Annotated in this window: 21 protein-coding genes; 15 read left to right on the top strand and 6 right to left on the bottom strand. The window is 36.7% G+C overall.

Annotated elements, in window-relative coordinates:
• Nucleotides 1–36 precede the first annotated feature (36 nt).
• Genes H9648_RS12795 through H9648_RS12780 form a run of 4 tightly spaced genes read left to right on the top strand, consistent with a single transcriptional unit; the run spans nucleotide 37 to nucleotide 1982 of the window.
• Nucleotides 37–768: an LPXTG cell wall anchor domain-containing protein gene (locus tag H9648_RS12795; RefSeq protein ID WP_191754205.1), complete on the top strand. Its 732-nt coding sequence runs from the start codon at nucleotides 37–39 to the stop codon at nucleotides 766–768.
• Between the two features lie 3 nt (nucleotides 769–771).
• Complete coding sequence (locus tag H9648_RS12790) at nucleotides 772–1398, top strand: class D sortase (RefSeq protein ID WP_191754204.1); 627 nt, start codon at nucleotides 772–774, stop codon at nucleotides 1396–1398.
• Nucleotides 1399–1416: 18 nt separating this feature from the next.
• Nucleotides 1417–1746 (top strand): helix-turn-helix domain-containing protein, encoded by a 330-nt coding sequence (locus tag H9648_RS12785; protein WP_191754203.1) that lies wholly within the window; start codon nucleotides 1417–1419, stop codon nucleotides 1744–1746.
• Nucleotides 1747–1748: 2 nt separating this feature from the next.
• A complete protein-coding gene (locus H9648_RS12780) occupies nucleotides 1749–1982 on the top strand; it encodes a hypothetical protein (RefSeq protein ID WP_191754202.1) in 234 nt (77 codons plus the stop codon).
• Between the two features lie 664 nt (nucleotides 1983–2646).
• Here the strand turns inward: H9648_RS12780 and H9648_RS12775 are convergent.
• The gene (locus tag H9648_RS12775; RefSeq protein ID WP_191754201.1) at nucleotides 2647–3513 is read right to left on the bottom strand and encodes an SDR family oxidoreductase; all 867 of its coding nucleotides are present in this window, start codon (nucleotides 3511–3513) and stop codon (nucleotides 2647–2649) included.
• A 160-nt stretch (nucleotides 3514–3673) separates the two neighbouring features.
• On the opposite strand from H9648_RS12775, the gene H9648_RS12770 reads away from it, so the two are divergent.
• Nucleotides 3674–4543, top strand: coding sequence for a hypothetical protein (locus H9648_RS12770; protein ID WP_191754200.1), 870 nt, complete (start codon nucleotides 3674–3676; stop codon nucleotides 4541–4543).
• Between the two features lie 62 nt (nucleotides 4544–4605).
• Here the strand turns inward: H9648_RS12770 and H9648_RS12765 are convergent, their stop codons facing one another.
• The 5 genes from H9648_RS12765 to H9648_RS12745 all read right to left on the bottom strand — a co-directional run bounded on the left by H9648_RS12765 (nucleotide 4606) and on the right by H9648_RS12745 (nucleotide 7270).
• Nucleotides 4606–4815, bottom strand: coding sequence for a hypothetical protein (locus H9648_RS12765; protein ID WP_191754199.1), 210 nt, complete (start codon nucleotides 4813–4815; stop codon nucleotides 4606–4608).
• A complete protein-coding gene (locus tag H9648_RS12760) occupies nucleotides 4805–4981 on the bottom strand; it encodes a hypothetical protein (RefSeq protein ID WP_191754198.1) in 177 nt (58 codons plus the stop codon). Before H9648_RS12760 ends, H9648_RS12765 begins: the two co-directional genes overlap by 11 nt.
• A gap of 4 nt (nucleotides 4982–4985) precedes the next feature.
• On the bottom strand, nucleotides 4986–5723 hold the full coding sequence (locus H9648_RS12755; RefSeq protein ID WP_191754197.1) for a CBS domain-containing protein: 738 nt from the start codon (nucleotides 5721–5723) through the stop codon (nucleotides 4986–4988).
• Between the two features lie 93 nt (nucleotides 5724–5816).
• Nucleotides 5817–6119 carry a DUF3846 domain-containing protein gene (locus H9648_RS12750; protein ID WP_191754196.1) on the bottom strand — a complete coding sequence of 101 codons (303 nt, stop codon included), beginning with the start codon at nucleotides 6117–6119 and terminating at the stop codon, nucleotides 5817–5819.
• A 254-nt stretch (nucleotides 6120–6373) separates the two neighbouring features.
• Nucleotides 6374–7270: an LCP family glycopolymer transferase gene (locus H9648_RS12745; RefSeq protein WP_191754195.1), complete on the bottom strand. Its 897-nt coding sequence runs from the start codon at nucleotides 7268–7270 to the stop codon at nucleotides 6374–6376.
• 435 nt (nucleotides 7271–7705) lie between these two features.
• On the opposite strand from H9648_RS12745, the gene H9648_RS12740 reads away from it, so the two are divergent.
• The 10 genes from H9648_RS12740 to H9648_RS12695 all read left to right on the top strand — a co-directional run bounded on the left by H9648_RS12740 (nucleotide 7706) and on the right by H9648_RS12695 (nucleotide 18087).
• The gene (locus tag H9648_RS12740; protein WP_191754194.1) at nucleotides 7706–8449 is read left to right on the top strand and encodes a YveK family protein; all 744 of its coding nucleotides are present in this window, start codon (nucleotides 7706–7708) and stop codon (nucleotides 8447–8449) included.
• Complete coding sequence (locus tag H9648_RS12735) at nucleotides 8439–9146, top strand: CpsD/CapB family tyrosine-protein kinase (protein ID WP_191754193.1); 708 nt, start codon at nucleotides 8439–8441, stop codon at nucleotides 9144–9146. Before H9648_RS12740 ends, H9648_RS12735 begins: the two co-directional genes overlap by 11 nt.
• 142 nt (nucleotides 9147–9288) lie before the next feature.
• Nucleotides 9289–10056 carry a tyrosine-protein phosphatase gene (locus tag H9648_RS12730; RefSeq protein ID WP_191754192.1) on the top strand — a complete coding sequence of 256 codons (768 nt, stop codon included), beginning with the start codon at nucleotides 9289–9291 and terminating at the stop codon, nucleotides 10054–10056.
• 19 nt (nucleotides 10057–10075) lie between these two features.
• On the top strand, nucleotides 10076–10960 hold the full coding sequence (gene galU, locus H9648_RS12725) for a UTP--glucose-1-phosphate uridylyltransferase GalU (RefSeq protein ID WP_191754191.1): 885 nt from the start codon (nucleotides 10076–10078) through the stop codon (nucleotides 10958–10960).
• A gap of 136 nt (nucleotides 10961–11096) precedes the next feature.
• Nucleotides 11097–12917: a polysaccharide biosynthesis protein gene (locus H9648_RS12720; RefSeq protein WP_318243527.1), complete on the top strand. Its 1821-nt coding sequence runs from the start codon at nucleotides 11097–11099 to the stop codon at nucleotides 12915–12917.
• 263 nt (nucleotides 12918–13180) lie between these two features.
• The gene (locus H9648_RS12715; RefSeq protein WP_191754190.1) at nucleotides 13181–14398 is read left to right on the top strand and encodes a DegT/DnrJ/EryC1/StrS family aminotransferase; all 1218 of its coding nucleotides are present in this window, start codon (nucleotides 13181–13183) and stop codon (nucleotides 14396–14398) included.
• Between the two features lie 13 nt (nucleotides 14399–14411).
• Nucleotides 14412–15041: a sugar transferase gene (locus H9648_RS12710; RefSeq protein ID WP_191754189.1), complete on the top strand. Its 630-nt coding sequence runs from the start codon at nucleotides 14412–14414 to the stop codon at nucleotides 15039–15041.
• 11 nt (nucleotides 15042–15052) lie between these two features.
• Nucleotides 15053–15778, top strand: a complete 726-nt coding sequence (locus H9648_RS12705; protein WP_191754188.1) for a GNAT family N-acetyltransferase — start codon at nucleotides 15053–15055, stop codon at nucleotides 15776–15778.
• A gap of 32 nt (nucleotides 15779–15810) precedes the next feature.
• Nucleotides 15811–16926 carry a glycosyltransferase family 4 protein gene (locus tag H9648_RS12700; protein WP_191754187.1) on the top strand — a complete coding sequence of 372 codons (1116 nt, stop codon included), beginning with the start codon at nucleotides 15811–15813 and terminating at the stop codon, nucleotides 16924–16926.
• Nucleotides 16927–18087, top strand: coding sequence for a glycosyltransferase (locus H9648_RS12695; protein WP_191754186.1), 1161 nt, complete (start codon nucleotides 16927–16929; stop codon nucleotides 18085–18087).
• Nucleotide 18088: the final 1 nt, after the last annotated feature.

The raw sequence follows: 18088 nt of genomic DNA, 5'->3' as shown, positions 1-18088 counted from the left end.
ACATGAACAATTATTTGGGAGTGGAGGTGTAGTTCATTGATTAAAAGGAAAAAAGTTCAACGTTTGATAGCTGGGATCATCTCGGTTTTAATAATTGGAGTTATCTCTTTTCAACCAGAAAAAATTTATTCGTTTAGCAATGATAGTTATGGACTTGAGCTGACACCTTCCGAATTTCATATGGATAATATGCGTCCTGGGTACGTACAAGACCATAAATTGACTGTGAAAAACACTGGGAGTTCGATCATGAAATACACAGTCAAAACAGCGTTTAAGTCAGGCGAGAAGCTATTTAAAGAATTAAATGTAACGGTAAAACATGAAAATACAGAATTGTATAAAGGGAAACTAAGTGACTTAACGATCTCATCTAGAACAATTCCTGCAAAAACGGAAGCTCTTCTAACTTTTTCAATTGGTTTACCGGGTGAAGCGGGAAATGAGTTTCAAGGTTTAAAAACATCATATGAAATTCAAGTCCAAGGTGAGGGGTCAACCCCGCCAACTGACGGAGAAGACCCAGGTGAAAATCCTGAAAATCCAGGAAAAGATGATGGGAACAAACCGCCAACTAGCAACACACCTCCTCAAGAAGGAACCAAGAAACCAGCTAACCCACCAACGAAAGACACAGGGTCCCTCCCACAAACAGGTGAAGAGAACCCGTTATTCTTCCTATTATCAGGGGTGTTCATGGCTGTGGCTGGTTTAGGATTATTACTCATTAAGAAATCTGTTTTACCCAATCCGTTTAGAAGGGGATAAGTGATGAAGTGGCTTGCATATGTATTGATAGTTGCAGGGCTCACGACCATGCTGTATCCGAAAGCCAAAAGCGTGTACTACTCATATCAAGAAGAACAGTTGTTGGATGACTGGGAATCAGCTTCGGCTGATTCCCTCATTCAACAAAGTTCACAACAGCTTGATGATGTTTTCACAGAAGAAAAGCCCCCTAATAATGATGGAAAAGCTGAGAAAGTCAAAAGCTCTATCGTCGGTAAACTTTCCATCAACAAAATCGACTTAACCCTTCCGATTATGGAGGGTGCATCACAGAAAAACTTAAAAGTAGCAGCAGGGCACATGAACGGCACATCTCCAATAGGTGAGAATGGAAATGCAGCTATCGCAGCACACAGAAGCTATACGTACGGAAAGCAATTTAATCGGCTTCCCGAAGTGGAGTCTGGTGACTTGATCCAGGTTGAAACCACACAAAAAATTTTCACATACAAAGTTACGGAAAAGCAGCTCGTTCTACCTACTGATCTTTCCGTTTTGCAGAGCAGGAAGGACGAAAGTGTCCTTACATTGATTACCTGTCATCCTATGAAAAATCCAACGCATCGCTACATTGTAAAAGCTGTCCTAGAAAAAGAGGAGGTTTTATAGCAAAGGAAGTTGTTATCAATGAACAAAAAAATCGGAAAACAAATTAAAAAACATCGATTGAAAAGACATTTAAGTTTATCAAAACTTTCCTCTATTGCAGGCGTTTCTAAAAGTTATTTAAGCAGTATTGAAAATCATGAAACAAACCCATCTGCGCATATGATTCATAAAATAGCTCAAGCGCTGGAGGTTCCTGTGGAAAAATTATTGAATAGCCAAGTTGAAACACTAGACCCCGAATGGGTAGAACTCGTATCACAAGCAAAAGAGATGGGCATACAGCAGGAGGACATTCGAGAATTTTTAGCATATGAGGCTTGGAAACGTTCCGAAAAGGAAGGAGATTAGCAGTGATCCGATTAGGAAATGGTTTGTATGTTTGCCATCTTAATGGCCACGTATTGAAGGTCGTTTATAAAGGGAACAACGAATGTGAGATCTATTTAGGTGACGAATTTCAGGGGAGAGCACCGTTTGATTATGTCAAAAAAAAGCTGTCTCTCATGGAGAAACGCTGGAGCACCTCTAAGATTCAAAAGTATCAATATAAGGAGTTACATTCTACATTTAATCAATTAATATGATGAGGGCCGATACTTATACATCAGTATGGGCTTTTTCTATGTGAAAAAGAAAGGAAGACCATACGAAGAGCTCAATTTGTATGCCTTACTTTAAAAATGAGGTTTTCTAAATGGAGAAGGCACGCCCCTTTTTGTGATAAGTGCTATTTCTTTTGTGGTGTTACTTTGTAATATTCAATAGATAAAAATTGTACCGCTCTTCGTGATGATATATTTTGTCTAACATTTTTGCTTTCAATTGACTATCGATAGCGTCCTTATAAAGAATTGTAAAGTATGTGAGCATTATTCTATGGTAGTACATCTTAAACTTAAGCACATGACACCCCAACAAATAGACATAATTTTATTAAGAATATCGTCTATATTATGATAAAGCTATATAGTTAGTAAGTATTTACTTTCCAAGATCAATAAGGGTTCTTAAGACCCGCTAAAGTATAATCTATGATTTAAGTAGTTCTTTATAACTATTTTATTTAAAGAGATGTAATAATTAAATCTATTACACATTGCTCAAGGCTGTATACAATCATATAGTCTTATACCTATCCGATAACATCATAATACCATTGCTCAATAAACTCTCACAAAAAAACTGGCTCAAAAGTGAAAATTCCACCTTTGAGCCAGCATGCTACATATTTTTTATTAATTATATACCTTACCCATTTACAACCTTACCGCCATTTATATGAATCATCTGTCCGGATACATAAGAAGAATCCTCACTCGCTAGATAGACATAAGCAGGTGCGAGTTCCTCTGGCTGACCTGGTCGGCCCATCGGTGTATCTTTACCAAACTGTTCTACTTTATCTGCGGTGAAAGTAGAAGGGATGAGCGGTGTCCAGATCGGACCTGGCGCAATACCGTTCACACGGATTCCTTTCTTCACTAGGTTATTCGACAACGAACGAGTGAATGAGACGATGGCACCTTTTGTTGACGCGTAATCAATCAACTCTGGATGACCTTGATACGCTGTAATGGAAGCTGTATTAATGATTGAACTTCCTTGTTTCAGATGAGGAAGAGCGGCTTTTGTCAGATGGAACATGCTGAAAATATTAGTGCGGAATGTTTTCTCAAGCTGTTCCGCTGTAATATCTTCAAAGTTCTGCTGTGGATGCTGTTCTGCGGCATTGTTCACGAGAACGTCCAGTCCGCCGAACGAACCAACCACATCGCGAACAGTTTGTTCACAGAATGCTTCGTCTCCGATATCACCACGAATTAACAAGCATTTTACGCCTTCTTGCTCAATCTGTGTTTTTGTTTCCTCTGCGTCTCCGGATTCCTCGAGATAGACTACCGCGACGTTCGCACCTTCTTTCGCAAACGCAATGGCAGCCGCTTTTCCAATTCCACTATCACCACCCGTGATCAGCGTTGATTTCCCTTTTAATTTTCCGCTTCCTTTATATGTAGGGCTTTCTGATTGGGGTTTCGGTGTCATTTCTGACTCTACGCCTGGCTGTTGGTTTTGATGCTGTGCGGGTTGACCTGTTGGATGATTTTGATTAGACATGTAATGAATCACTCCTTATTATTTCTTCATAATTCTTTTCTTCCCATCTCACAATGGAATAAACATCGTGACATGCTTTAATAAAAAAAATCTTCACGATGGCTCCTTTTCACAACCTCTAGACATTTATAGGATGAGTCAATTAAAGGGGGAAGAAGAGATGAGGGCAGGGAACATTTATCAGTTCAAACATATGAGCCAATTCCATAACGTGGCTAATTTTAATAAACATAAAGAGGTCTTTTTACAAAGAAACCCTGATCTATTTACACATTCAGAATTCATTGCATTTGAAGTGTTAAGTCAGTACAGTGTGGTAGTGCCTGGAGTAGCCAACGCAAAAATCGGAACGCTTGTATCAGCTTGCTCTCCCAAACAAGGAGGAATTTCACGCGCAACATTCGTTAGAATGCTGCGAAAAGCGAAAAAAGCAGGAATTATACAAACGTACAAAACGTATCGGTCAAGCGGAGGATTCAGTCATAATATTTTTGTTTTTCAATCATTTGACGCAACGTGTGACACGCAAATGACACAATGCGAGAACCAGGAAATTGCTTATGACAGTAAGGAGAGTGCGGTACAATCGACCGAGGAAACTGAAAAGCTCTTTATAAATCTGAAAAATAAAGATCTAAACATACGTCAGGAAAAAGAAGTCCAACCATTACACGATGATAATCAACTTTTATCAAAAGACCTTGATTATACATTCGTACCGAATACTGTGCCGAACATCTTTATACATACAGTGAAACCATTCTTTGATAGAGCGGATGAAATCTACACTTTTTGGCAAAAAGCACTTTTGGCCTATAAGAAGTTTAACTTCGATACACCTCTAGAACATATGACAACTATAGTGATCGAAGCATTCAAAACAACAGTCTTTCATTATAAACATCGCAATATCAAAACAACGTTCGTCCAGTACTATTATGGGACATTATCGGCAATGTTAAGTGCAGAAAAAAGGAGAGAGTATGCTCAACATGGGGTGAAACCGCGATACAATTGGCTAGATGTTTAATAGATTCACGTACAACTCAAAAAAGCTCTCTAAAGTATGTTCTCTCTAGTGAGCTTTTTAAATTAATCACGGGGAATTTTAAGGTTTTCTTTGCGCTTTCTATCTTTATCCATAAATAAGATGACGATGAATGCTAGGGCTGCAGCCGTGCTATGCCATACGAACTCCCATTCTCTAGTGACCAAATGATAGATGGTAAGGAAAGTTCCTAGAAAACCAGTCGCGAACATTAAATACGCCATTAGATCGGATGAAGTTATCTTATCTCTCATCTTCAACACTCTTGATCGCTTTCAACACGTATTGATCGAACTCTTCATCCGTAATCTGATTCAAGAGTTTTGCTCTCACTAATTCATCATAAAGGGGTAATATTTTTAACCCTTCTACTTCAATGCTAGTCTTTGCCTGCTGCATCGCTTTTTCGATTTTTTTCATATATCTATTTTTCACTGATCAAATCGATCTCGATCAGATCCCATGTTGTAATAATACCGAGCGGTTTTTCCAGTGGTGAACCGGTTTCTGTAATGATGACAGCTTCAAGTTTCCTATGACTCTGAAAAGCGTCTTCGTACATATCCTCTAGCTCAAAGATATTTATATTTCTTCCGAGGAATGCCACGTTGTGTTCTTTTTCATAATCTTGAATCTCACTCGCTGTATGCCCGTTTAAGTCGATTGTACCGTTTCGGATAGAAGAAGCTAGCCAGCTTGTTAGTCCATCTTCCGTTAGCAGAAACACGAATACACCATTTTCATAGACGGGAAGCTGGTTATAAGAAGACTCATGCATCAGTTGGATAACTTCTTCTATGGGAGTAGTAAGGTCAATGGTAGCAACAGATTTGCTCGCAATATTTGTAACTGCTGGTGGTCTAGTTAAAAGACTAGCGATTTTCTCGATCAATGTTACAGCTTCTTCACTCGGAGTAGCAATATAGGTTCTTACTTTCAGCTTTTCATGAACTAACGCATTTCGCAGTTTGGCAAATTGTCTTAATTCGTAAAAGAAGTTCTGAATGTAGCGGTGCTTCTGACTAGTTTCAGTTAACAGTTTCATAAATGCATCATTATATTCATGAGGATTCATGCGCTTTAACACACCATGAATCTGGTTAAATGCAACTTCAAACCTTTCAGCCAAATTGTGTGTAAGTTCTATTTCTTTATTCGTCATTCTTCTTCCCCCTCAACACTATTTATCGACAAGCGCTACTGCATTTTCATTCTCATACAAAATAAAAAAGCCAGCACCCATGCTGACTTCTCATTACTTCCATTTTTTCATTTTTTCTTTAAGATAATCTCGTACTTCTTCTGCTTCTGTTCGGTCAATACTTTGAAAGTGACCATCATGCTTTACGATGAAAAAGCTGTCACTTGGTTTTCTCTTGCCATATGTAAGCTCATAACCATTATCAACATTACACACAATTTTAAATGGCGATCGGAAAAAAGGCTGCATATCCAGTGGGCCATTTACTATGTTTTCAAACTCGTTAAGATCATTATCGATAGAGACAATGGAGGGGCGTTTACTCGGTTCCACCATTAACACGGATATCGTAGACAAAGGGTTTCCTCCTTAATTCATCCTACTATTATCATGGTATCATATTCCTGTAAAATTGGTAATGGGTGTAAATTGATAGTTTTTGTCGAAAAATAAAAAATTACATTTATTATGCTAGAAAAATATCATGAGTAACAATAACATATAATAAAACTAATTTAAATCATTTTTCAGCAAAAATCGACATGATAATATTACATTAAAAAAATATAACAAAAAACCAGACCTGTACAAGGTCTGGTTTTATTTACCTATTATTTTAAATATTCGTTCATTAATTGTTGGATTCGGAGTTTCTCTGATTCTTCTACGATTCCGTAATAAGTACCGCCGATCATTTTTCCTGAACTTTTGATTTCAGTAGACTCTATAGAATGACGTGCATTTTTATAATTCTTCTGGATATCCTTCATCTCTTGAAAAGTCATATTTGTTTTAACGTTTTCACTTAATATATCGAGGATGTTATCGAACTTAGTAATAGAAGAAACGCGTGCGCCTTTGTCAATAATAGACGTGATGACTTGCCGCTGACGATCGTTCCTTCCTAGATCGCCTTTAGGGTCTTGGTATCTCATTCTGGAGTATGCCAATGCTTCTTTCCCGTTTAGTTCTTGACGGCCTTCTGGAAATGTATAGCCGCCATCAGAGAAAGCAAAGGAGTTATTGACTTCCACTCCGCCGACGGCGTTAACAACATCTTTAAATGATTGCATGTTTACCTTTACATAATAATCAATGGAAGTATCAAGGAAGTTCTCTGCGGTATCCATTGCCATCTGTGTTCCGCCAAATGCATAAGCATGGTTGATCTTATCGTCCCTTCCTTTGCCGACGATCTCAGTTCGAGTATCGCGAGGAATATTGAACATCAGCATCTTGTCCTCTTTCGGATTGACAGCGATAATCATCATCGTATCAGAGCGGCCACTGTCACCTTCTCTTTCATCCACTCCTAAAAGCATGATGGAAATCGGTTTTAGATCCTTAGAATTTCCAGTAACGATTGGTTTTGGCTGATCAGTTTCTACCTTTTCATGCATATCATTAACAGCATCTTTTGTAGAATCATAAAGATAGTACGCATATCCACCGATACTAAGGACAATAAGTCCCACAATAATTCCTGTAATCATAAAGAATTTCTTCATTTATATAATCTCTTCTTTCTTTTAAAATAAAGCTGTTTTCGTATACATTGATGCTCTTGGAAAGTAGTTGATTTCCGCTTCAGGTAGCTCGCTTTCCATGGGGCGTGCGTTGAGCATCCTACCGCTTTGCGCCATTTGGAGTCTCCACCCTGCACTTCATCAAACTTGCATATGAAGAAAAATCAACAGACAAAAGCAACAATCTCTTAGAAAAGAGCCTAAAATAAAAACTTACTAAAAGGAGTATACCATGCGTAGGATTGATTGAATAATCTAAAAAAAATATAAATTACAGAATGATATAATTATGTTAATATAATGTAAATAATTAACCAGGTTTTACAAACTATTATAAAATATTACCTAAATTGACAAATAAGTGTGCTATAATACAACGAAATTAAAAACTATAAACATATATAGCTGGAGGCATTTATGGAAGAAACGATTTCTTTAAAAGATATTGCACATACACTGCGCAAGCGTATCTTACTAATTGCAGTAATTGCAGCAGTAGCAGTAGCAGTGAGCGGTGTGATTTCTTACTTCATCCTTACACCCGTGTATCAAGCATCTACTCAAATTCTTGTGAACCAAAAAACGAATGATCAACCTGTTCTCGATGCTAATCAAATTCGTACAAACGTCGAGATGATCAACACATACAGCGTCATTATTAAAAGCCCATCGATCTTAGATAAAGTTGTTGAAGATTATGATTTGCAGCAAACAGCAGACGCGTTAACAAATAAGATTACGGTAAACTCTGAGCAAAACGCTCAAGTGTTCAATTTAACCGTTCAGGATGAAGATCCGGCACAAGCTGTCAAACTAGCAAACGCAATTTCAGATACTTTCAGCAAAGAAGTTCCGAACATCATGAACGTTGATAATGTTAAAGTACTATCTCCAGCCGTATTGAAAGAGAATCCCTCACCAATAAAGCCGAAACCGCTTCTTAACATTGCGATCGCATTAGTTGTTGGATTAATGGCAGGGGTTGGAATAGCATTCTTACTCGAATACTTGGACAACACAATCAAAACAGAAGAAGATATTCAAAACGTGCTTCAACTGCCTGTTCTTGGAGTTATACCTAAGATTGCGGTAGAAGATCAAAAAGCACCGAGGAAAAAAGCAGCCAGTAAACGGATGGGAAGTGGAACACTTGAGTCGTAATCGGAAATTTAAGAAGACCATTCAAGATTTAACCCAAAGAAGTTTAATTACGCATATTAATCCAAAATCGCCGATTTCTGAACAGTATCGGACAATTCGAACAAACATACAATTTGCTTCAGTAGATAAAGAGTTTAAGACATTCATGGTTACATCAGCAGGTCCTGGTGAAGGAAAGTCGACTACAGTTGCAAACTTAGCAGTTGTACTTGCGCAACAAGGAAAACGTGTCCTTTTAATTGACGGAGACCTTCGAAAGCCAACCGTACATTATACATTTAAAGTGAGTAACATTTATGGAGTGACGAACGTTCTTACACGACAAAAGAAACTTCAAGATGCAGTCGTCTCTACTAAGATTCCAGATGTCGATGTACTGCCGAGTGGACCTGTTCCGCCTAATCCGTCCGAGTTGATAGATTCAAAGTCTATGGATCACCTTATTGAAGAAGCGAGCGCACTTTATGATTATGTATTATTCGACACGCCGCCGATTATGGCTGTAACAGACGCACAGTTGCTTGCTCATCGTGTAGATGGAGTGATACTTGTCGTTTCCAGTGGGAAAACGCAAATTGAAGGGGCTGTGAAAGCGAAAGAAATGTTAAACCATGCGAATGCGAAAATCCTAGGCACGGTGCTAAACGCGAAAGAGATTAAGAAAGATAGTTATTATTACTATTACGGTGCTAATTAATAACTCAAAATTCGACAAAAAAAGACCGTTGTAAAAAATGGCACCTATGTTAATATAACAATAGATTTCCAAAATTAAGTAAAATGAACTAGTTTTGCTAAAAGCTAGTTCAAAAGTTTGGGAAGCCACAAGGGGACTAGCGATGATTGATATACATAGTCATATATTGCCTGACATTGATGATGGTGCACAGAATTTAGAACAAGCAATTAGCATGGCAGAAACTGCTGTATTGGAAGGAATCACTCATTTATACGCAACACCGCATCATCGAAACGGAAGATATGAAAATGAAAAACCCAGTATCTTGCACCATGTAGATTTTTTCAATAAAGAGCTGCAGCAGCGCAATATACCACTTCATATTTTGCCTGGACAAGAGATACGAATATACAAAGAACTTATTGATGACCTTGATGGGAATGTTCTCATTCCGTTGCATCATCAGTCCAAATATTTACTTATTGAACTACCTTCAAATCAAGTCCCAGCATATGCCGCAGAAATACTCTATGAATTAACTCTCAGAAACTACACACCTATTATTGTTCATCCTGAGCGTAACAGCGAAATTATTGAAAACCCAGATATTCTTTACGATTTCATAATAACAGGAGCACTATCGCAGATCACCGCGAGTTCAGTCATTGGAAACTTCGGTAAGAAAATCATGAACTTTTCCCATGATTTGATACAAAGTAACATGGCACATTTTGTCGCGTCAGATGCACACAACACGACTAGCCGAGGATTTCATTTAACAAAAGCTTATGAAACGATACAAAAACAGTATGGAATAGACAGAAGATTTTATCTGCAAGAAAACGCAGAGATTGTGATGAAGGGTGAAAGTATTTATATCGAACAACCTTCACATGTACGAAAAAAGAAATTTCTAGGAATCTTCTAACGAAAGGATGTTCTTCGCATTGAAAAAAGTTAAAAAAGCCATTATTCCGGCTGCGGGATTAGGGACCCGTTTTCTACCAGCAACAAAAGCCATGCCAAAAGAGATGCTTCCAATTGTCGACAAACCGACAATTCAATACATCGTTGAAGAAGCCATCGCATCGGGCATCGAAGACATTATTATCGTAACAGGTAAAGGCAAACGAGCAATCGAGGATCATTTCGACCATGCCTTTGAGCTTGAGCAAAACCTGTTTGAAAAGGGGAAGTTAGACCTATTAGAAAAAGTCGAACAGTCCTCAAAATTAGCTGATATACATTATATTCGTCAGAAAGAACCAAAAGGTTTGGGTCATGCGGTATATTGTGCAAGAAAATTTATTGGGGATGAGCCTTTTGCCGTACTACTTGGGGATGACATTGTTCAAGCAGACAAGCCTTGTCTGAAACAACTGATTGAACGTTATGAAGAAACAACGGCATCTATCATCGGAGTACAACAAGTACCCGAAGATCAAACACATCGTTACGGAATTATCGATCCCCTTAGCAATTTTAATAATCTATACGGAGTAAAGAATTTTGTTGAAAAGCCTAAACAGGGAACAGCTCCTTCTAACCTAGCTATTATGGGCCGTTATATCTTAACACCAGAAATATTTAATTACCTCGAGAACCAGGAAACAGGTGCTGGTGGAGAAATACAGTTAACCGATGCAATCCAACAACTAAACAAATTCCAAAGAGTATTTGCTTATGACTTTGAAGGCACGAGATATGATGTTGGAGAAAAGCTTGGTTTCATCATGACGACGATTGAATTCGCACTAAAAGACAAAGAGATTAGTAAACAGCTATTACCCGAGCTAGAGCGCTTATTAGAGCAAGTAAAGTTAAAATATTAATCTAGAGCGATACGTTTACTTAAATGTTAATTAAAAGAGAACAAGAGTTAATAAAAATTTAATACCCTAAGAAAATGACTGCATTTTCCTTAGGGCTTTCTTTTGTAAAAAATATGATGTGAAGGAGGGATTTCTTTTGAGTTATCAAGGTCGGGTATCGATGCTGATTCTACTAGATTCGTTAATTGTAATAACGTCTATATATGTAGGGTATTACACACTTCATCCATACTTCAATTTTTATAACTTTAATCTGCTCACGATTAGCTCAATCACGCTACTAGCCAGTCATCACTTATTCGCTTTTAAATACCGTTTGTATCAAAGAGCTTGGGAATATGCAAGTGTAGGGGAAGTGCTCGGAATTGTTCGGGCAATTACACTATCCATCATTGCAGCTGGAGTTATGCAATATCTTGTAAATGGTAACGTGTATGTACGCGTACTCGGAATCACATGGATGCTACATATTATTCTGATTGGGGGATCACGTTTCTCCTGGAGAATGTTTAGAGATAATTATATGAACTCCCAGATCGAAAAGAAAAGAGCTTTAATTATTGGTGCAGGGTCGGCCGGTTCTATGCTTGTGCGTCAGTTAAAAAAAAGTAGTGACAATGATCTATATCCAGTTGCTTTCGTAGATGATGATCCTAAAAAACAAAGACTGCAGATTTATGGAGTAACCGTTGCTGGCAAAACCATAGATATTCCAAAGCTAGTTGAAGATCTTAACGTTGAAAAGATTATTATTGCCATTCCTTCTTTAAGTAAGAAAGAAATCCAAAGGATCTATCAAGAGTGCAGTAAAACCACAGCAACAACAAAGATTATGCCAATGATTGAAGACATTGTGTCTGGTAAAGTTTCCGTTAATCAATTCCGTGAAGTGCAAGTAGAGGATCTGTTAGGGAGAGACCCTGTACAGCTGGATATTGACAGTATATCGAAAACAGTGACAGGGAACACGATACTCGTAACAGGTGCAGGCGGATCCATTGGTTCAGAAATTTGCCGACAGGTAAGCAAATTTAAGCCAAAAAAGCTTCTATTATTAGGTCATGGTGAAAACTCTATCTATCAAATCGATATGGAACTTCGAAACAAACACGGCAAAGATTTAGAAATTATTCCTATTATTGCAGATATACAAGACCGTGATCGTATCTTTGAAGTGATGAGTGTTCATGCACCAGATGTTGTCTACCATGCGGCAGCACATAAACATGTTCCGTTAATGGAGTACAACCCGAAAGAAGCCGTAAAGAACAATGTGATTGGTACGAAGAACGTAGCTGAAGCAGCGGATATGTTCGGGGTATCAACATTTGTACTCGTATCTTCTGATAAAGCGGTTAATCCTACAAACGTGATGGGATCAACAAAACGAATTGCAGAAATGGTTATTCAAAAATTGGACAAGGAAAGCCAGACGAATTTTGTCGCTGTTCGATTTGGAAACGTGTTAGGAAGCCGAGGTTCAGTAATTCCACTATTTAAAAACCAGATTCAAGCAGGTGGACCAGTTACGGTTACACACCCAGATATGACTCGTTACTTCATGACAATTCCAGAAGCATCACGACTCGTTATGCAAGCGGGTGCGTTAGCACGAGGTGGGGAAATTTTCGTTCTTGATATGGGTGAACCGGTTAAGATAGTTGACTTAGCTAAGAACCTAATTCATCTTTCGGGTTATACCACTGAGGAGATTGGCATTAAATTTGCGGGGATTCGTCCTGGTGAGAAGATGTATGAAGAGCTTCTAGGAGAGAATGAAGTGCATAAGAAAGAGGTTTTTCCTAAGATTTTCATAGGAAAGACTGTGGAGTTTGATTATGAGAGGGTAGCTAACCTTATTGAAAATCATCAGTCTTTTGATGGTGGTTATTTGTCTAAGTATGTTTTAGGGTTGGCGAATAAGAAAGAGCGGATGTTGGTGAAGAGTGTTAATTAAATACATAAGGGGGTCTCTTTTTTTAAGGGACCCGCTTGTATGTTAGGTGAATTAACAAGTAATTATAATAGTAGAAACTCGGCATTAATTTGTTATTGTGTAAACTTTTATTCTGTTTTACTTAATGGAGAGAACAATTCCACAAGGCATCCGAGGTAGATTTAATTTAGTAGGTCAGTAGTTGGTTGGAAGGGAGTTTAGTTTCCAGTAAAGTCCTAACAGACTAAATTAACAAAACTTAAAAATAAGTGAGGAAAAATAAAATGGTTAATACGGTATTAAGAAATATTCCTTTCTCTCCACCAGATATTCAAGAAGCGGAAATTGAAGAAGTTATAAAAGCAATGAAGTCTGGGTGGATTACAACTGGACCAAGAACTAAAGAATTAGAAAAAAGAATTGCTAAATATGTTGGCACAAACAAAGCTGTTTGCTTGAATTCAGCAACTGCTGCTATGGAGCTTACTCTTCGTATCCTAGGGATAGGACCTGGTGATGAAGTAATAACTTCAGCCTATACATATACTGCATCTGCCTCAGTTATAGAGCATGTTGGGGCAAAAATAGTTTTAGTTGATACGGCACCAGATTCGTTTGAAATGGATTACTCTAAGTTAGCAGATGCAATAACTGAAAATACTAAAGCTATAATACCAGTAGATATCGCAGGAAAGATGTGTGACTACGATAAGATTTTTGAAATACTAGAAAGTAAGAAAGTACTTTTAAAGCCAAATAATGAACTCCAGTCGTTATTTAATAGGGTAATAGTTATGACGGATGCTGCCCATGCTTTTGGAGCAGAGAGAAAAGGAATGAAATGTGGGCAAGTTGCTGATTTTACTTGCTTTTCTTTTCATGCTGTAAAAAATTTTACAACAGCTGAAGGTGGAGCGGTTGTATGGCGTAATAGGGGTGGGTTAGATGATGAGTGGGTTTATAAGCAATTTATGCTGTATAGCCTACATGGTCAATCTAAAGATGCGCTAGCAAAAACTCAAATAGGTGCATGGGAATACGATATTGTTTATCCAGCCTATAAGTGCAATATGACTGATATTATGGCCAGTATTGGTTTAATACAGTTAGATAGATATGAAGGTCTGCTAGAAAGACGTAGAGAGATTATTGAGATGTACGATAGAGCGCTTCGACCATTAGGTATTCAAAGCTTGCAGCATTATGGTGAGGACTTTGCCTCGTCAGGTCATCTTTATTTAGTTAGAATTCCTGAAATTAGTGAAGAAAAGAGAAATGAATTTATTATTAAGATGGCTGAAGTGGGTGTTTCATGTAATGTCCACTATAAGCCATTGCCTATGTTTACGGCTTACAAGAATTTAGGGTTTGATATTAAGGATTATCCGAATGCTTATAAGCAATATGTAAATGAAATTACACTTCCGCTTCATACTTTGTTGAGTAATGAGGATGTAAATTACGTTGTTGGTAATTTGGAAAAAGTATTAAATGAATTTTAAGGTGGGTTACAAGATGTATAAGAACTTTTTTAAGAGATTATTTGATTTAACCTTAGCTTTAGTAGCCCTACCATTTTGGTTAATTATATTGGTGATTATAGGGCCAATTATTTACTTACAAGATAAAGGGTCTATTTTTTATAACGCTCCTAGGCTTAGTAAGAACGGAAAAGTATTTAAAATGTATAAGTTTCGCTCCATGAAAATGAATGCTCCGGATCTTAGAAATGATGATGGATCAACATTCAATGCAGAAGACGACCTTAGGTTAACTAGGATTGGAAAGTTTATACGTAAAACAAGCCTTGATGAAACACCACAGCTATTAAATATTATTAAAGGTGATATGAGTATTATTGGGCCAAGACCTGACTTACCAGAACATTATGAGCTATATGAGGGTAACGAGGAAAGAAAGCTTGAAATTAGACCTGGTGTTACGGGATTTAACCAAGCCTACTTTAGAAATACTGTGCCTTGGAAAGAAAGAATTCAAAATGATATTTACTATATAGATCATCTCTCTTGGTGGCTCGATATTAAGATATTTTTCAAGACAGCTATATCAGTTTTGAAGCGTGAGGATGTTTTTGTTACTGAAAAGAATACTAATTTAAACAAAAATACAGGAGTAAGGATGTAGGAGGATTTCTAATGAAAAATATAAAAGATGCAGTGACCTTTAATGAATTAAAGTGGGATACAGAATTTTTTGGAGTTTCTAGTTCAAAAGCTATACTGCATCGACCTCTTACATTACAAGAATGGGATGAACTAAAAAAAAGGTTTAAGGAATATAAGTATATATCAATCATGAATAAACACTCTGAACCAATTAATGCACAGCTTATCGGGAAAGATACCTCAGCGTTTTTGGCAGATGTAAATATGCAATTTGAAAAAAAAATAGTAAGTTCTAATGAAATGCCAACAAATGTAACAATTCAACAGATTCTAGAGAAAAATGAACAAATCATCCAAATATCAGATTTTCAGTTCTCAAAGTTTACTGAGGACCCCGAATTAGCTAAAAGAGGCGGCGACAAAATCTATCGGCAATGGCTAATTAATTCCTTTGGACAGCCAGATAAGTTTTACGCATTATCAAGGAATGAGAATGGTGATATAAACGGCTTTATACTGTTTTCCTATTCAGATGGTTCGTGTGTAATTGAGCTTATTGCTGTATCTAAAAAGGAGACCAAAGGTGGAATAGGTACTAGTTTATTTAAAGCAGTAGAACAAGCGGCACATCAACGTGGATACAGTAAAATAAAAGTCGGCACCCAAGTTCGGAATATGGGAGCAATTAATTTTTATCATAAAGTTGGCTGTAAACAGATAGGGTGTCATCAAGTTTATCATTTGTGGAATTCATAATATATGTAATGAATCTAGTTCGGGGGATTTAAATGAAGAAAATTCTTATTGTTTCAACAGTAAGTAGGCAGTTTTATCTATTTGAGCAAGGTAATATTGAAGTATTAAAATCCTTAGGGTATGAAGTACATGCTGCTGCAAATTTTAGTGATTCTAATGAAAGGTTAGATAGCTTAGAAATAGTCAGACACCATTTTGATATAGATCGTTCACCGTTTTCTTTAATTAATATAAAGGCATACAAAGAGCTCAAAAAAATTATGAAGTCAGAGAAATTTAATGTAGTTCATTGTCATTCTCCAATGGGAGGCGTTTTGGCACGTTTAGTCGCTAGATCAGTTGGTATTACACCTGTCATTTATACAGCCCATGGATTTCATTTTTATAAAGGTGCACCGATGATTAATTGGTTAGTTTATTATCCTGTTGAAAAGTTTTTATCGAAATTAACCCAAATGATAATAACTATTAATCAAGAGGACTTTGCTATGGCTAAGAAATTTAACACAAATAGAGTTGTTTATGTTCCAGGAATAGGAGTAAATACTGAAAAATTTAATGACTATATTGTAGATAGAGACAAAAAAAGAAAGGATTTAAATATACCAAATGAAACTGTTGTGTTAGTTTCTGTTGGAGAAATGATAAAAAGGAAAAATCACGAATCAGCATTGAAGGCACTTTCCAAAGTTAATAACAGAGATTATCTATATCTAATTTGTGGGAAAGGTGAATTAGATGACTATCTTAGAAGTCTTACTAAAAGTCTTGGAATTGAAGATAAGGTTAGGTTTTTAGGATATAGGAACGACATACCTGAAATTTGTATAGCTTCAGATATTTTTTTGTTTCCCTCTTTCCAAGAGGGATTACCAGTTTCTGTGATGGAAGCTATGTCAGCTGGACTTCCGGTTATTGGGTCAGAAATAAGAGGGAATACAGACCTTATTGACAATGATAAAGGCGGTTATTTGTTAAAACCAGAAGATGTTGCTGGATTTGCAGAGAAAATTGAAAGAGTTATTTCTAATAAAGAATTAAGAAAAAAGATGGGTAAATATAACAGTTTAAAGGTTAAAGAGTTTGATCAAAAAAGAGTTAAAAAAATTATGGCTGAGTTATATGAGGGACTGGGGGAATTAATATAAATGGAAAAAGTTCTCTTTGTACACGATGGCCCAATATATAAATCAGGGGCTGGCAATTATTTTGGAATCGACTACAATACAAATTTAAAAAATCGATACTTATACCTGGGTGATAAAGTAACCTTTATGACACGTGTAGAGAGGTTAAGAGATGATATGAACCTTTCCAAAATAGAGGGTGCAGATTTTGACGTTATATCGGTTCCGAATTTTAAAACTTTAACAAATTACTTTCCGTTAAAAAAACAAGCTAGTAAAGTAATTAAAACAACCGTAGAAGAACACGATTTACTTGTAATTAGACTTCCTAGTTCCATTGGTATACTGTCGTGGAAATATGCAATACAGTTTGGTAAGCCATATATATTAGAGTTGGTTGCATGTCCCTGGGACGGTTACATGAATCATAGTTTATTGGGTAAAATAATCGCACCTCAAATGTATCTTAAGACTCAGAAAATAGTAAAAGAATCATCATATGTTATATACGTTTCGAGTGAATTCTTACAGAGACGATATCCAACTAAGGGAAAAGAACTTTCTTGCTCTGATGTAACTCTACCCTATATTAATAAAGATATCTTAATAAAAAGACTTGAAAAGATTGAGAAAAGAAAAAAAGAGGATTCTCTTATACTTGGTACAGTTGGAGCAGTAAATATGAAATATAAAGGTCAACAATACGTAATAAAGTCAATTAAACATTTAATAGAAGAGGGATATAACGTTGAATACCAGCTTGTTGGTGGTGGAGATAATTCTTATTTAAAAAGATTAGCAAAGAAATTAGGCGTGGAAAAAAACGTGAAGTTTCTTGGTACCTTATCACACGATAAGGTATTAGATTTTATGAACCAGATTGATATTTATATACAGCCAAGTAATGTTGAATCACATGGCAGAGTGATCATTGAAGCCTTTAGCACGGCGTGTCCAGTAATAGGTTCTTCTACTGGTGGAATACCTGAGCTAGTAGATGAAAATTATATTTTTATTAGGAAAAATGTTAAAGATTTGGTTTCAAAAATAAAAAAAATGATGAATAGTGATCTAGCGATGATTAGCCAAAAAAATTTTTTAAAAGCAAAAACTTTTGAACAAGAAAAATTAAACCGTAATAGAAATGCATTTTATGATGAACTTTTAAATCAAGAGGGATAGT

This window comes from Fictibacillus norfolkensis (assembly GCF_014836645.1).
In the GTDB taxonomy this organism is placed as follows: domain Bacteria; phylum Bacillota; class Bacilli; order Bacillales; family Fictibacillaceae; genus Fictibacillus; species Fictibacillus norfolkensis.
This window is presented reverse-complemented; position numbering and strand designations above follow the sequence as displayed.

Coding starts and splice junctions, on each gene's coding strand:
- H9648_RS12740 (WP_191754194.1), top strand. CDS start 7,706: ATGGAAGAAACGATTTCTTTAAAAGATATTGCACATACACTGCGCAAG.
- H9648_RS12705 (WP_191754188.1), top strand. CDS start 15,053: ATGAAAAATATAAAAGATGCAGTGACCTTTAATGAATTAAAGTGGGAT.
- H9648_RS12700 (WP_191754187.1), top strand. CDS start 15,811: ATGAAGAAAATTCTTATTGTTTCAACAGTAAGTAGGCAGTTTTATCTA.
- H9648_RS12775 (WP_191754201.1), bottom strand. CDS start 3,513: ATGTCTAATCAAAATCATCCAACAGGTCAACCCGCACAGCATCAAAAC.
- H9648_RS12745 (WP_191754195.1), bottom strand. CDS start 7,270: ATGAAGAAATTCTTTATGATTACAGGAATTATTGTGGGACTTATTGTC.
- H9648_RS12770 (WP_191754200.1), top strand. CDS start 3,674: ATGAGGGCAGGGAACATTTATCAGTTCAAACATATGAGCCAATTCCAT.
- H9648_RS12715 (WP_191754190.1), top strand. CDS start 13,181: ATGGTTAATACGGTATTAAGAAATATTCCTTTCTCTCCACCAGATATT.
- H9648_RS12765 (WP_191754199.1), bottom strand. CDS start 4,815: ATGAGAGATAAGATAACTTCATCCGATCTAATGGCGTATTTAATGTTC.
- H9648_RS12730 (WP_191754192.1), top strand. CDS start 9,289: ATGATTGATATACATAGTCATATATTGCCTGACATTGATGATGGTGCA.
- H9648_RS12790 (WP_191754204.1), top strand. CDS start 772: ATGAAGTGGCTTGCATATGTATTGATAGTTGCAGGGCTCACGACCATG.
- H9648_RS12760 (WP_191754198.1), bottom strand. CDS start 4,981: ATGAAAAAAATCGAAAAAGCGATGCAGCAGGCAAAGACTAGCATTGAA.
- H9648_RS12755 (WP_191754197.1), bottom strand. CDS start 5,723: ATGACGAATAAAGAAATAGAACTTACACACAATTTGGCTGAAAGGTTT.
- H9648_RS12710 (WP_191754189.1), top strand. CDS start 14,412: ATGTATAAGAACTTTTTTAAGAGATTATTTGATTTAACCTTAGCTTTA.
- H9648_RS12695 (WP_191754186.1), top strand. CDS start 16,927: ATGGAAAAAGTTCTCTTTGTACACGATGGCCCAATATATAAATCAGGG.
- H9648_RS12785 (WP_191754203.1), top strand. CDS start 1,417: ATGAACAAAAAAATCGGAAAACAAATTAAAAAACATCGATTGAAAAGA.